13 protein-coding genes and 1 tRNA gene are annotated in these 13697 nt (G+C 60.9%); 4 read left to right on the top strand and 10 right to left on the bottom strand.

Annotation, left to right across the window (positions count from 1 at the left end; genetic code table 11):
• Positions 1 to 18: 18 nt before the first annotated feature.
• The 3 genes from LKG04_RS04075 to LKG04_RS04065 form a co-directional block, all read right to left on the bottom strand.
• Entirely contained in the window at positions 19 to 1773 is a 1755-nt protein-coding gene (locus LKG04_RS04075; protein WP_291759443.1) for a hypothetical protein, read from the bottom strand.
• A gap of 166 nt (positions 1774 to 1939) precedes the next feature.
• Positions 1940 to 2983 (bottom strand): Gfo/Idh/MocA family protein, encoded by a 1044-nt coding sequence (locus LKG04_RS04070; RefSeq protein WP_291759442.1) that lies wholly within the window; start codon positions 2981 to 2983, stop codon positions 1940 to 1942.
• A gap of 244 nt (positions 2984 to 3227) precedes the next feature.
• Positions 3228 to 3653 carry a VOC family protein gene (locus LKG04_RS04065; protein ID WP_291759441.1) on the bottom strand — a complete coding sequence of 142 codons (426 nt, stop codon included), beginning with the start codon at positions 3651 to 3653 and terminating at the stop codon, positions 3228 to 3230.
• Positions 3654 to 3970: 317 nt separating this feature from the next.
• Here LKG04_RS04065 and LKG04_RS04060 point away from each other — a divergent pair, with 317 nt between their 5' ends.
• Positions 3971 to 4471 carry a very short patch repair endonuclease gene (locus tag LKG04_RS04060; RefSeq protein ID WP_434734840.1) on the top strand — a complete coding sequence of 167 codons (501 nt, stop codon included), beginning with the start codon at positions 3971 to 3973 and terminating at the stop codon, positions 4469 to 4471.
• Between the two features lie 243 nt (positions 4472 to 4714).
• On the opposite strand, the gene LKG04_RS04055 is transcribed toward LKG04_RS04060, so the two are convergent.
• Positions 4715 to 5536, bottom strand: a complete 822-nt coding sequence (locus tag LKG04_RS04055; protein WP_291759439.1) for a DUF4391 domain-containing protein — start codon at positions 5534 to 5536, stop codon at positions 4715 to 4717.
• On the opposite strand from LKG04_RS04055, the gene LKG04_RS04050 reads away from it, so the two are divergent.
• Positions 5535 to 5660, top strand: a complete 126-nt coding sequence (locus LKG04_RS04050; protein WP_291759437.1) for a hypothetical protein — start codon at positions 5535 to 5537, stop codon at positions 5658 to 5660. The genes LKG04_RS04055 and LKG04_RS04050 overlap by 2 nt on opposite strands.
• A gap of 68 nt (positions 5661 to 5728) precedes the next feature.
• On the opposite strand, the gene LKG04_RS04045 is transcribed toward LKG04_RS04050, so the two are convergent.
• From LKG04_RS04045 to LKG04_RS04035, 3 genes are all read right to left on the bottom strand, one after another.
• Positions 5729 to 5801 (bottom strand) — tRNA-Arg (locus LKG04_RS04045).
• Positions 5802 to 5875: 74 nt separating this feature from the next.
• Complete coding sequence (locus LKG04_RS04040) at positions 5876 to 7498, bottom strand: ABC transporter permease (protein WP_291759435.1); 1623 nt, start codon at positions 7496 to 7498, stop codon at positions 5876 to 5878.
• Positions 7499 to 7513: 15 nt separating this feature from the next.
• Entirely contained in the window at positions 7514 to 8395 is an 882-nt protein-coding gene (locus tag LKG04_RS04035) for an ABC transporter ATP-binding protein (protein ID WP_291759431.1), read from the bottom strand.
• A 249-nt stretch (positions 8396 to 8644) separates the two neighbouring features.
• Here LKG04_RS04035 and LKG04_RS04030 point away from each other — a divergent pair, with 249 nt between their 5' ends.
• The gene (locus LKG04_RS04030) at positions 8645 to 9247 is read left to right on the top strand and encodes a TetR/AcrR family transcriptional regulator (RefSeq protein WP_291759428.1); all 603 of its coding nucleotides are present in this window, start codon (positions 8645 to 8647) and stop codon (positions 9245 to 9247) included.
• 217 nt (positions 9248 to 9464) lie between these two features.
• On the opposite strand, the gene LKG04_RS04025 is transcribed toward LKG04_RS04030, so the two are convergent.
• Positions 9465 to 10493, bottom strand: a complete 1029-nt coding sequence (locus LKG04_RS04025; protein ID WP_291759426.1) for an isoaspartyl peptidase/L-asparaginase family protein — start codon at positions 10491 to 10493, stop codon at positions 9465 to 9467.
• A gap of 135 nt (positions 10494 to 10628) precedes the next feature.
• On the opposite strand from LKG04_RS04025, the gene LKG04_RS04020 reads away from it, so the two are divergent.
• On the top strand, positions 10629 to 11669 hold the full coding sequence (locus LKG04_RS04020; protein ID WP_291759423.1) for an endonuclease/exonuclease/phosphatase family protein: 1041 nt from the start codon (positions 10629 to 10631) through the stop codon (positions 11667 to 11669).
• Between the two features lie 99 nt (positions 11670 to 11768).
• Here the strand turns inward: LKG04_RS04020 and LKG04_RS04015 are convergent, their stop codons facing one another.
• Together LKG04_RS04015 and xseA are read right to left on the bottom strand one after the other, a co-directional pair.
• Entirely contained in the window at positions 11769 to 12062 is a 294-nt protein-coding gene (locus LKG04_RS04015; RefSeq protein WP_291759883.1) for an exodeoxyribonuclease VII small subunit, read from the bottom strand.
• Positions 12063 to 12162: 100 nt separating this feature from the next.
• Complete coding sequence (xseA, locus tag LKG04_RS04010) at positions 12163 to 13530, bottom strand: exodeoxyribonuclease VII large subunit (RefSeq protein WP_434734835.1); 1368 nt, start codon at positions 13528 to 13530, stop codon at positions 12163 to 12165.
• Positions 13531 to 13697: the final 167 nt, after the last annotated feature.

Genomic DNA, 13697 nt, shown 5'->3' with positions numbered 1-13697 from the left:
TGATGCGCTGGTCGATCTTTAGCTCTCCGTCTCCAGCAGTGCGTGCAGCGCCTGCGCGAGCTTTGGCCGGGCCGGGTAATGCCGCACCAGTCCGTATGCGATGGATCGCGCCTCGGACAGGCTGAAGACGGTTGCGTATTTCATCAGCGACTTGGCGATGCGCTGGTAGACGGCCTGTCGTGCGGGCATATCGCCATCGTAACTGCCATCCATGCCGATAGGGCCCAGAATGATGCGCCGCGCCGTGTCCGGTTTCGCCAAGGCGATGGTCTTCGCCAGTTTCGTCCGCGCCTTAGGGAATTGACGGGAGTAGCGCCATGCCCGCTCGCCGAGCCGTTCGCTGATCAGCAGATGCTCATAGGCCATATTGCGCGTGAAATGCTCGCGGCCATCATCGTATTCCTTGACAATCATGTCGATCTGTCGAGGCCAGCTTTTGCCGCTCACAGCCCGAAGCCGCGAAACGTTGACGACCTCGTCTGACCCATAGGCGTCGACGATGCGTTCGCGATACAGTTCGCACAGCTCCTCGCCCTCATGCAAACCCTGCAGCGCGGCCTCGCGCAGGGAATCCCAGTCGTAGGGCGCTGCATCCGGCGGGATGATCATGAGCTGCTGGTTTGGCTCGTCGCGCATCACCGTCTCGCTGAAATCAAGCAACTCTTGCCAGCGTTCCTGCGTGATGAGCCGGGCGGCGTAGGCGTCGGCGAAAGGCTCCATGTCATGATGCTCGGCCAGGAAGCGGTCCGCCGCCTCGTACTCGCCGCTCAGACGCAGCAGATCGTGGCGCAGGAACAGCATCGATTGCTCATAATGCAGGTGCACGAGTTCGAGGGGATACATGATGTTTTCGCCATCCGCGTCGCGCAACTGACCTTCAATGCGATCCTGCTCTCCCATCGAATTATCCTGCCCATGGCGTTCCTGGCGCTCCTCCTGCACCATGCGGCCCATGACCGCATCGGCCTTGTGCACCGTATCGTATGCGAGCACGCGGGTGTCGTCCCATTGGGCAAACGGCAGCGCGCATGAGAGCAACTCGACCATCTGCGCCGGATTGAGCCCGAAATTCTCGTTGCAGGCGGCTTCGGTGATGGCTTGCAACGCGCCCTGCGCAGTGATCGGATCGGCCTGGCGTGCCAGCGATTCGAAGTAGACGCGCACCTCTTGGATCAGTTGCTTGAGGAATGCGAAGCCCTCATCCTCGCGGTCGGCGATGCTGCCGATGAAGTCTGTAGTAATGGTCAAAGCCAACGCGAGATTCTCAGCCGCCTCACGCCACTGCCGACTCATCACCGCATTGCCGACAACGGCCTGCACGCCATCCAGCGCATGGGTTTCGAGATGAAAAGTAGGCAAGGCATCGAGCGTCATGGCGTCTTGGGATATGGCGTCGAGCGAATGCGCATAATCGTCTGCTAGGGGGTCTGCCTCCGACACGGCAGGGGCAACCGAGCGAAGATACCATTGCAGCGGCGCCGTCATGATCGCGCGCGCCTGATCGGCCGGTGCGACCGGGCCGTTCGTGCGCGCGGAATCCGCTTGGTTCGCCAGCTCCTCGACCAGCTGGCTCCACAGGAAGGTTGGCCCCTCGTTATCGGCGCATTGCGGCCAGCTTTCCTCGACGAATTCGCGGAGCGCATCAAGCTCCTGCGTGGGCCAGTTCCTGTCCGCTTTGGCTGCAGCGTAGTCATCGTAGTCGGAAGGATCGTGACGCTCGTCAGCATCATGCCATTCAGAGGAGTCGTGTCGTTTGGAAAATGACCGTGTCATGGCTGATCGTCTCCTTCGCTCGTGAGCTCGTAGGGCCTTGCATCTTCAAGCCTACCGAACGGCAGGTTCGCTGGAGGCGTGAAACCGGATATGATCGGGCTTCGCACTGAATCTGATTCCATGTCAATTAAATTGACCGCATTTGTTCTATTCGGTTCCATCGGGTCTATTCGAAAGGATATCGCAGGCCCCACTGGCTGCGGATCCGATCCATGAGCCCCATGATGCGCATCGTGTCGGCGTGCGGCATCTCGGGGCATTCGCCTTTGCCGTCGAGGATCGCGTTGGCCGCCGAGGCCACCTGATACTCGTATCCCGTCAGCTGTTTAGGAACGGTGTGGTGCTTGACCAGGCTGTGATCGGCGTCGTAGACGTCGATTGACGCCACGTCGTTGATGTTCTCGCAAATGAGATAGCCTTCGGTGCCCCAGAGGGTTCCAATGCGCTCGGAGACGGAAACCATCGAGCAGTCGGCGACGCCCATCGTGCCGTCCCGATAGCTGATCATGGTCGAGCTTTGCGCGTCGACGCCGCTCTCGTAGGGAATCATAGCGGTGCTGATCCGCTCGATCGGCCGCGGACCCATCACCATATCGATGAAATTGAGCGGATACACGCCCATGTCGAGCAGTGCACCGCCAGCCAGCGCAGGGTCGGTCAAACGGAGATTGCCGAAGACGGGATAACCCAGATTCGCCCGTGCAGCGCGCACTTCGCCGATGGCGCCCGAAGCCACGATGCCGTCAATGATCCCGCGTGAAGGCATGTACCGCGTCCAGATGGCCTCGGTGCACAGCAGCCCGGTTGCATGGGCCGTGTCCAGCAGCGCCTGCGCCTGCCCGGCGTTGGCGGTGAAGGATTTCTCGACCAGCACGTTCTTGCCGGCCTTAAGACACAGGATTGCCTGCTCGGCATGCAGACTATGCGGCGTAGCGATATAGACCAGATCGACATTCGGGTCGGCCGCGAGCTCTTCATACGAGCCATACGAGACCGGGATGCCATATCGCTTGGCGAAGGCCTCTGCTCGCGTGCTGCTGCGCGCGGCGACGGCATACGGCGCGACGAGACCGTGGTATCGGGGATCCCTGACCATCGCGTTGAGCGTCGTGGCCATTGCGTTTGCGATGTTGCCGGCACCGAGTATCGCGACATTCACCTTCAGGCCGTCCCGTTCGGCCTCGGCACGCCTGCCATTGAGTCTGCTCATCATTCCTCCTTGAATCGTGGTGTCGTCTTCCAGTGTATGCGGTGGTCTGGCGAGGCGAGGCTCATGCCTTTTGCGGAACAAGACAAAAGTGGAGCCATCGTGGTAGAAAACTTTGCCACGGCCTCGATTCTCCGAGGCTCTCACGGGCATAACGCTGAAATCGGAAGGCTCGGCGATCATCGAGCGCTGGTGATGGGCGTGTACAACCGGTGACGCGAATCACGTTATGGCTAAATGGCAGTGTTTACGCTGATGCTGCCGCATCCGGTGCTGCTGCCTTTGATATGGGGGGCACATAGTCGTGGATCACGGCTTCTATATTGTTGCCGTCCGGATCGAGCACAAAGGCCGCATAGTAGCCTCGATGATACTGGCGCGGTCCAGGCGTACCATGGTCGGTGCCGCCTGCGGCCAGTCCCGCAGCATGAAAGGCCCGCACCTGGGAGGCATCTGTTGCGTGGAAGGCGATGTGCGTCGGTTTGAAGGAATCTTGCGTGCAGCTGATCCAGAAGTCGCCCCCGGGATCGGCGGACGGGCCGTCGCCTTGCCTGAAGCTCATGGCATCGCGCATGGTCAGATTCCGCTGATAGCCGAGTGGCTGCAGCAACCGGGCATAGAACCGTCCGGATTTGCCGAGGTCTCTCACATATACAGTGACATGATCAATCATATGAGCTATTCTATAGGTTCTGTGGTTACTCCAGGATTGCGTCCAGCGGTGTTATGCCGGCTTTGCAACGCTTTGCGACGGTTGACTGCGTTGGGTGTCCGCACTGAGGAGATTGCGTTGAGGCGGTTGCATCGGAGTCGGCACGGTGGATCCGTCACATTCGCCAAAGCACAGTGATCGAGGCGTATTGCGTGGTGATGGGTGACGTGAACGAAGCTGAGAAAGTCATTGGGCAAGGTGATGCGACGGGCATCGGGAAAATGCCGATCCCGCGCGACAACCGCAAGATGACGGGAACTGCTTCGCAGCCTGAATCGATTCGCAAAGCGAAACCCCGACCCACGAAGCGGGCGGCGGGTCGTCAGTCGAAGCACCATGCCGAGAAATACGCCCGGGGCACGCGCAGCTACACAATGTCGCATATCCATGGCAAAGACACGGCCATCGAAGTGGAGGTGCGCCGTTATCTGTTCGCGCGCGGACTGCGTTTCCGCAAAAACGACAAACGCTACCCGGGCCATCCCGATGTGGTGCTGCCGAAATGGCATGCCATGGTCTTTGTCAACGGGTGCTTTTGGCATGCGCATGAGCACTGTGCCAGGTATTCGCTGCCCAAATCCAATGTGGAATACTGGAGCGTCAAGCTGCTGCGCAACCGCGAGCGGGACCGCGAACAGCATGCGAGACTGGCAGCGATGGGCTGGCGCGTGATCGACGTCTGGGAATGCGAGCTCAACAAGCAGACGCGCGAAGAGCAGTTGGCCCGCCTGTACGGGGAAATCACAGGGTCGGCCGATATGCCTGACGAACTGGCCTAGGCCAGAGGCACCGTGAGGTATGCAGTCCTGTTGCGTGCGATCTTCTTTGCATGTGGCGGGGTGCTGTTCGGCGAGTTGTTGCAGCTTTGCAGACTGGGAAAGAGCCATTTCGCCGTCTTTCGGCGCGCCCAGCGGGAGTCCCGAGATGGTCGTGGCCGTGGCCGCGGATTTCTGGTCCCATAATGCGCGAACTCGCCATGGGGCATCATGGCGCAAGCCCTGACTGCTGCCCCCCGCTGCCGCCTACTGCTGCTCAGCCTCCAACCGGCCCAGTTCGACGCGCACTTTGTGCAGTTTGGCATAGAGTTCATTGCGTTGCGCAGCCTGCTTGGCGCGGGCGTGATCCCTAGCAAGTTTGGCCTCGTCAGCGCGCAGAGCTGCCAAATGGTCACGATTCGCGATGCGTGCGTCGATACTCTTTGCATCAGTGCTGCCGAGGATGATCTGCGCATTGAGGCTGTCCCACACGTCGTCGAGTGTCGCGCCGCTGATGATAAGCCGGGCCTCGCCAACAGGGCGGTAGTCGCTGACGAACACCTTGCTTAGCTGCGGATGGCCGGGTTTGCTGGGCAGGGAGCGTCGCACTGCGAATGCGCATGCTTCGCTCTGATTGACCTGTGCCGCCGCGGGCGATTTGCTGCCGGAACTCTCGCCGTGCGGCGGCTGCGCCTGCTGCCTGGCATTGCCGCCTCCGCCAACGGCGGCGTCGTCGCGCACGCACACGAAGACAATGCCGGAACGCCGCATGGCAGCAATATGGTCGATGACTTCGATCGGTGCGCTCGCTCCTTGGTGTCGGATGCCGAGCACCATGATCTCGTCGACCCCTTTGCCGTCCGGATTCGCAGCAACTCCTACGGTGGACGGTCGCAGCAGGGCCAGCATGGTGATGCTGTCGATGTCATTGGCGAAACGTTGCTTGAGCTTGGCGGAAACCGGTGTTTTCGCGGTGAACATCTGCTTGGGCAACGTGCCTTTGGCCGCGGGAATGGCAGTGGAGGCGGGGAGCCCTAGGGAAAGCGCCGTCAAAGAAGCGCATTGCGATATGGGTTGTGCTGCGGGCATGAGCATCCTTCTTTCCGATATCTCCAAGTCGTTCGTAGGCTTTAGCTACATGAAACTCCTGCGCTCCATCGTATACGGGCTCGGCGTCGCAGCGAAACACAAAGTCGAGGCTTCGCCTATGTGACGTTTTCTCGTAAAAAAGCAAAGAGCATGAAAGACGCGCATACCGATGGTGTGAATGCCAAGTCGGAGTGCCCGAGAACGGATTCGAACCGTCGACACCCGCTTTAGGAGAGCGGTGCTCTATCCACTGAGCTACCCGGGCAACGAGCAACCATTGTACACGGAGTTACGACGGTTGAAGCGGCGTAGGGTCTCAGCCATGTAGCCCCCGAAGGGCTACGCCCCTTCGTGCATATCGCGCCGCGAGTAGCCCCACGCGCCGATTATGGTCATAGCGATCGCAGCTGCTGCGACCAACAGGAACGGCGCAGAGTCGAAGGATTCCACGGGCATGCGCGGCATCCAGTTGAGCGGCGAGGTTTTCATCACCCATTGCGGAAGATCGAGGATATTGCCGAAGTAACTCAGCAGAATCGCATACGTCAGGTAACCATATGCCGCTTTGCCGAGTTGCGGGGCGAGGCCGAGCAGCAGCGCCGCCAGCCCGACGAAAATCAGCATGATGGGAAGCTGATTGAATCCCGCCGCAAGAAAATCGCCCATGCCGATCGACAGCTGGCCCGAGGCGGATGACAGCGCTGCTGCGCCGAGCGTCCCGGCGGTGAACAGCGTGCCTAGCACGGCGCAAATGAATGCCAACGCGGTATTCGTCCAGAACAGGCGGCCGCGCGAGACCTGCGTGGACATGAGCTGGGCTAAATGCAGCCGCGTCTCTTCGGCATAGAGCTTGTTGACGACGACAATCGGCAATATAGCGGCCAGGCCGCTGAGCACAATGAGGATCGTGCTCGTGAACGAGGCTTCGAGCGACACCCCTGAATCCGCGAACATTGATTTCATGAGCTGGTTGCTGTTCAGGAACGAGCTCATGTCGCCGTAAATCGAGCCGTACGCAGCGCCGAGGCAGGCGAATGCCACCAACCAGGCGATGATGATGCCGCGATTGAGCCTCAGCAGCAGCCCGTGCACCGATAGCAGTCCTCGTCGTGCATGGGAGAGCCCGAGCCGCTCGGGAATGTAGCTCGCCGTCATATCGCGACCATTCTCGAGCAGCGCAGCAATGACGAACAGCGCCGCCGAATAGCCCAGCGCAATGAACAGCACCCACCACCGGTTCTGCGTCATAGGATACGTGAGATAGGTGGATCCTAGCGGATTGATAAGGGAAAGGGTCTCATTGCTCACGTCGCTGGCCGCCCTGAGGATATAGAGCGCGCCGAGCACGCCGAGCGACGCGCCGCTCGCCCCTGATGCCGTCGGCATGACTTGCGCGAATACAAGCGCAATTGCGGTGCCTAATATTCCTGCGGCGCTCAATGACAGCCCGAAGAGCATGCTGCCTGCAAATCTTATCGAGGCCTCGTGGAAGCTCGCCATGACCGCAGCGGTGAATACGCCAAGGACGATATTGATGCCGACGGTTTCGATGATCACTGCCAGCGAACTCGCCTGCCGACCGACGGGGAAGGCGCGGATCATCTCGCTCAGGCCCAGATCCTCCTCGCGCCGCGTATGGCCCACGACGTGCAGAATGGAGACGACCATGGCCATGATGCTGCAGAACAGCAGCATTTCATGCGCGTACATCGCCCCGACCGTGTAATCGGCGGCGCTCGTGACGGGCGTGGGCCCGACCAGCGCAATCATCGCCGGATTGCCCATGGTGACGAACATGCCGATATGGCCGTTGCCCTGCGCCACCTCTTCGAAGGCCGGCACATAGACGCTGCAGAACAGCCCTAGGCCCAGCACCCAGACAAGGATCTTCTTCCAGTCTCGGCGCAGATACTGCACGAGCAAGGTCGTGCACGATTCGAATTGCTGGTTCAGTTGTTTCATCGTGATGTGCTCCTTTCAGGCCGCGTAATGCCGCATGAAGAGGTCTTCGAGTGTGGGCGGCACCGCTTCGAACTTCGTGATGCCCAGCTTGGCGGCATGTCCGAGCACATCGTTGATGGCGGAATCGTCTAGCGAGAACGTGGCTGATGCGCCTTTGCGCATGAAATCATGCACGCCTTCCAAAGGCTCCAGCGTCGCAAGGTCGCCGATGGCTGAGATGGTCACCGTGGATCTGGTCAGATGACGCAACTGGTCGAGCGTGCCGTGCTCGACGATGGCGCCTTTGCTGATGATAACGACCTTGTCGGCCAGCCGCTCGACCTCGCTCAGGATATGTGAGGAGAGCAGTACGGCTTTGCCTTGCGACTTGATGGTCGCGATCTCTTCTTGAAACACCGACTCCATCAGCGGATCGAGGCCTGAAGTCGGCTCGTCGAGAATGTACAGATCGGAATCCACGGACAGCGCCGCTATCAGGCCGACTTTCTGCCGGTTGCCCTTCGAATAGCCTTTGGCCTTCTTGCGCGGGTCGAGCTCGAAACGCTCGGTGAGCTCGTCTCGCCGGGCTGCGCTGCCGCCGCCGTGCAATTTCATGAACAAGTCGATGATTTCGCCGCCGGAAAGGTTCCCCCAGAGCGCCACGTCGCCGGGCACGTAGGAGAGCCGCCGGTGGATCTCCTGGGCGTGCGACCACACGTCTTTGCCGAAGATCGTCGCGCTGCCGCCGTCCCGGCGCAGGATGCCGAGCAGCGTGCGGATGGTGGTCGACTTGCCCGCGCCGTTCGGGCCGATGAACCCGACGACTTCACCCTCGTCGACATCGAACGATACGCCGTCCAGCGCCTGCACGCTGCCAAATGATTTGCGCAGCTGAGCTATTGCAACGACATTGCTCATGGTGAACCTCTTTTCCCGGGCCATTGTTGGCCGTCCGCCATTGGACCATGGAATATGCCAATGAATACGGAACATTATAGACTTATCTTCCTAAAAAGTATAAAACTCTGCGATTCGTGGGCTGTACGAAGCCTGTGTCGACAACGATGCCTTGATCGGGTGTTGCGATGGCCGTTATACACTGTGAGCATTGGAATTTTCAATGGCCGCAGCGCTGTAATCGCCGCAACGGCAACAGAAAGGATCGATATGGATGGCTTCGAGCTCCGCACCCGGGTCAAGCGGGAGCAGGTGCTCGGGGCCGCGTTCGACCTTGTGAACACCGGCGGGGGAGCAGAAGCCTTAAGCATCGCCGCTGTCGCGGTGCATTCCCATGTTTCGCGCGCCACCATCTTCAATTATTTCGGTTCGAGGCAAGGACTGATTTCGGGTGTGTTCGACCGTTTCCTCGCCCAGATCGCCGAGGGGGCCGAGCATATTGTCACGCAGGATCTGCCGTTCGCGCCGATGATGATGGCGCTGACGCGTTATGAACTGGATAGTCTCAGTCGTGTATCCGAACAGTTCTACCGTGACCTCATGCGCTGGTACGCCGAGGATGATGGGCCGGGCATGCAGGACTTACGGGCGCGATACACTAGGCAATCCTTCGGCATCCTGCTCTCCCTATTTGCCAAGGGGCGCAAGGAGGGCAGCGTCGACCCGGAATATTCCGACGAATTCCTGCTGCTGTACCTGCGCATGATGACGCAGGGTGCGCTGGATCCGGGCATCAGAGATGCGATCGTGCCCTACAGCGAGCAATTTGTGAAGATGCTCATCAAAGGCATAGCGCCCTCGCCGTCCCGTTGAGGTTGAGATAGGTTGGAGGGCAACGAACAACCGGGTAAGTGTTTCTGGCCGTTGATCTCGCCCGTTTCTGCATGCCCTTTTTACGCTAGTGCCATGGGCTGTGCAAAAGGGGGTACGCATAGTGGCCGTGCAACGTGCTTTTTCGCACGGCAGCCTTGACGTAGCCTGAAACACGCATGCCCCAGGGAGCTTCGATAGTTTCAAGCCGCAGGCACGGTCAGCTGTTGACCCGCGTGGATCCCGCGCAGCGGTAGCCGAAGTTCATCATCTCGCTGTTGAATGCGATCACGCCTTGGCCGCGCGCCGGCACAACGATGATGCCGCCGTCCCCGCGATGCCTGGCGATATCGTCCAGCGTCGACTCAGCGGCATCCTTAGGCGGTTGCCCGGCGTATTCGATGCGATCGGAAAGCTGCCTGCCAGCGACTGCGCGCACGAAAGCCTCGCCGATGCCGGTGCCTGAAACCGCAATGGTGTCAGCGTTGGCGTAGTTGCCGCATCCGGGCAGCGGCGAGTCGCCGACGCGCCCGGTCATCTGGTTGGTGATGCCGCCGGTGGAAGTCGCTGCCGCGATGTTTCCGCCGGCGTCACGCGCCACTGCGCCGATCGTGCCATGTTTCTCCCAAGCGTCGCCATTGGCCTGTGCGTCGGCCAGCGAGGCCTTGCGCTGCTCGGTGACGAAATACGACGGATCCTCCATGGCGACGCCCCAATCTGTGAGCTCCTTGTCGTTTGGAGCGGCGAAAAGGACATGCCTGGTCCGGTGTTTGACGGCCCGTGCCGCATCGATGGGGTGACGTGCGGTCGTGAGCCCGGCGACCGCGCCGACCTCGCCGTCACCGGTCATCAGGCAGGCGTCCATTTGAACGTTGCCGTCGCTGGTGAGTGCCGCGCCCCGACCGGCATTGAATTCCGGAGCGTCTTCCATGATGTGGATCGCCGCGCACACCGCGTCCTCGGCTGCTCCACCCGCGTCCAGCACCGCGTATCCGGCGTCGAGCGCCCGTTCGAGATCGGTCGCCACCTGTTCCCGGCGCGCTGCAGTGCTGTTCGGCCCGCGATCTCCGGCGCCGCCGTGGATGAGGAGCAACGGGCCGTCTTCCGGCCCGACCAGTTCGCTGGTGGCCTGAGGGAGCCGGGGCGAAGCATGCGTTGCCCCGGCCTGCAGTGCTGCTGATTGTGCGGATAATGGCTGTGGAGTCGTAGGCTGCGCCTCCGTGATCCGTGTTTCCGTAGTCTGTGCCATGGGAATCTCCGATCGTTCAATATGATTCAATGTACCGCGCGGAAGCGATGGTGCGGATATGGCGTGGGTTTTCGCGCGCTGATTGATCACACCTGGCGAACGACCTAGTGTGTGAGCGTCGACAAGGGAGGAACCATGGCCGCAGTCGCCTCGCAATCATATGCCCGCAAACGATCCCATCATATGATACTGGGGTCGTTTGCCGGGTTGTTCGCGCTCGTCGCGCTGCTGGGCGCGCTCGCGAGGATACTGCCGGAAGGGCTGCAATCGCAGCCGTATGTCCCGGTGATGGTGTCGTTCACGCCGTGGTTCGCGTTGGCGGCATTGTTCGCGCTGCTGTGCGCGCTGCCTGCGAGGCGGTGGGGCGTGGCACTTGTGGCGGTGGCGCTGATCGGTGTGCAGGTGTGGTGGCAGGCGCCGTTCTTCAAGGCTGCGGCTCAACTGCCGGGCGCGGCGAAAACGGCTGTGTCTGCTGCGACGCTTAATGCCAATGACGCCTACGCGCGGGTGATGACGATGAATGTCTACAAAGGGCATGCCGATGCGCGGGCGATCGTCGAAACGGTGCGTGACCAGCATGTCGAGGTACTGGCGCTCCAGGAGACGACGCGCAGCTTCATTGCTGCCCTAGAGCAAGCGGGCATCGCCGATTATCTGCCATATTCACAAGTATCTTCCGCTGACGGGGTCTTTGGCAACGGTCTGTGGTCGGCCTCGCCACTGGGCGACGTCGTCGATGACGAGGTCAGTTCGAGCGCCTCGTTCATGCCGGGAGGCACAGTGAACTTCGGCGATACGGCGATACGATTCGTCAGTGTGCACACGACATCTCCCAAACCGGGAACATGGCGGCAGTGGAGAAGATCCTTGGATGAGCTTGCCAGAATGCGCGCGAAAACCGGCTCTCGATACATATTTATGGGCGATTTCAATGCGACGGCCGATCATGCGGCATTCAGGAATTTCCTCGGAGAACGTTTTCGTGATGCCGCACAGCTTGCCGGTCACGGTTTCACGTTCACCTGGCCCAATAATCGGCGATATGTGCCGCCCTTTGCCGGCATTGATCATGTGGTCGTGGACAAGGGCATCACTGCCGGACAGATGAGCGTGGTCACCGTCCCGGGTTCCGACCACGCTGCGCTCCTTGCCACGATTGCCGTACTGGGCCGTTAGGCCGAGCCGTGAAGCAGACGGTGCCGTCACTGTCTCCGCAGGAGAAGCGAGCGGCCGCTAAGGCCTCAAAGACGATGCCTTAGCATCGGCTAAGGGTACTCAGTCCAAGTTGGACTGAGTACCAGCCATCTCCGCCGAGGATTCCTGCTCGGCCTGGGCGGCATCCAGCTTTGCGTGGACCTCGTCCAGCAGCGACTGCGCGCGCTTGGCGAGTGCCTCGCCCAGCTCCCATTGGCGCATCGATTGGTCGAGGTTGAGGCCGCCGGCCTCCAGCGCCTGCACGGCTTGGATCAGCCGGTCGCGCGCCTCTTCGTAGGGCATAACGGCGATGGCGTCGCGTTCCTTGTCGCTCAGGTTCGAGCCCGGGCCGGCAGTGGCGGTTCCTTCGTCCATGTTTTCGGTGTTTTCACCGTTGTCGTTGCTCGCTGCTGCTGTGCTCATCGTTGCTCCTTGATCGCTTATATGGGTATATATCTGATATTCGTGTCGAGATTTATATGGTTTTGCCTTGTCGCCGTCCGCCGATCACAGTGGCCCGGCTCACCACGACGCCATGCTTGAGGGTGAGCGTCAGCTCGTCGCCTGGCGCTATGTTTTGCGCATCGTCGAGCACGCGTCCGTCTTCGCCCTGCACTACGGCGTACCCGCGATTCAGGGTGGATTGAGGGCTGAGCGCGGTCAGACTGGCGTGCAGTTTTTCGACGTTCAAGCCGGCGTCGTCGACGATGCGCGTCAGTCCACGTTCCATGCGTTGCCGCGCATCGTCGAGAAAGCGCTGGTGCGGTTCAAGCATAGTGAGCGGACGGGTAAGGCTGGGGCGGTTCGCATAGCCCTCTATCAAGCGGATTTCGTTGTCGATGCGCGCACTGACCCGCATATGCATTTGTGCACGGGCGGATGCGATGAGCTGGCATTGCTCGCGCACGTCGGGCACGACCCGTTTGGCCGCGTCGGTCGGCGTCGATGCGCGCAAGTCGGCCGCCAGGTCGATCAGCGTCCAATCGTCCTCGTGGCCCACGGCGGAGACCAGCGGAGTGAGGCACGCCGCCGCAGCACGCACCACGCCTTCGTCGGAGAAGCCGATGAGATCCTCGAAGCTGCCGCCGCCTCGGGCGACGATGATCACGTCAACCTGCGGGTCCTGATCAAGCAGCTGGATCGCGTTGATCACGTCGCTTGGGCACTGCGCCCCCTGCACGTGCGCGTGCACGATCTTGAACTGCACGACTGGCCAGCGCAGATTCACGTTCGTGATCACATCGCCTTCGGCGCGCGCCTGCGGGGCGCATATCAGCCCGATGCATGCCGGAAACTCCGGCAGCGGCACCTTGTTCTCGGCGTCGAACAGTCCTTCGCCTTTAAGCTTCTTGCGCAATTCGTCGATTTGGGCCTTCAGATCGCCCGTGCCGACGCGCCGGATGTCATCGGCCACGAAGCTCAGCCGGGTGGCCTTCATCCAGATGTCCGGCTTGCCATGGATCACCACGCGGTCGCCTTGGCGGAACTCGCGCGCCTTGGACACGAATGCCCTGAAGCCCATGACCGGCAGGGAAATCTCTTCGAAATTGTCGCGCAGCGTGATATAGCCCGACGTGGGCCGACGCATGTTGATCTCGACGATCTGGCCCCCCACCCAGGCTTCCGGCCAACGGGCCACGGAATCGTGGAACTTCTGGCTGAGCACGGTGACCGGCCATGGGTTTTCGGCGGTCGTGTCGCGTGCCAGCCGCGGTAGTTGATCGAGTGGTTTCGGCCCGCTGCCATCTGCCGGCATGTTATGCGCAGGCGCATCGGGGCGCGTCGGTGAACCATAGCCATATGCAGAACTCATGCTCTCTACAGTCCTATAGAGAAGGGACATCGCCAGGTGCGTCGGTTGCCGATTTCGGTCGGCGAAGCCGGGTATATTGACCGGCAAGACGAAGGCGGCGGCCTGGATGCAGAGGGCGGCCGATCGAAAGTGACGCGACACGCGGAAGAGCGGCCGGATGGTGGATTACAAGGGTGTGATTTGGCGTTATTCTGCGA

This window comes from Bifidobacterium sp. (genome assembly GCF_022640935.1).
GTDB lineage: Bacteria > Actinomycetota > Actinomycetes > Actinomycetales > Bifidobacteriaceae > Bifidobacterium.
The sequence above is the reverse complement of the archived record's forward strand: the minus strand, read 5'-3'. Positions and strand labels throughout refer to the sequence as shown.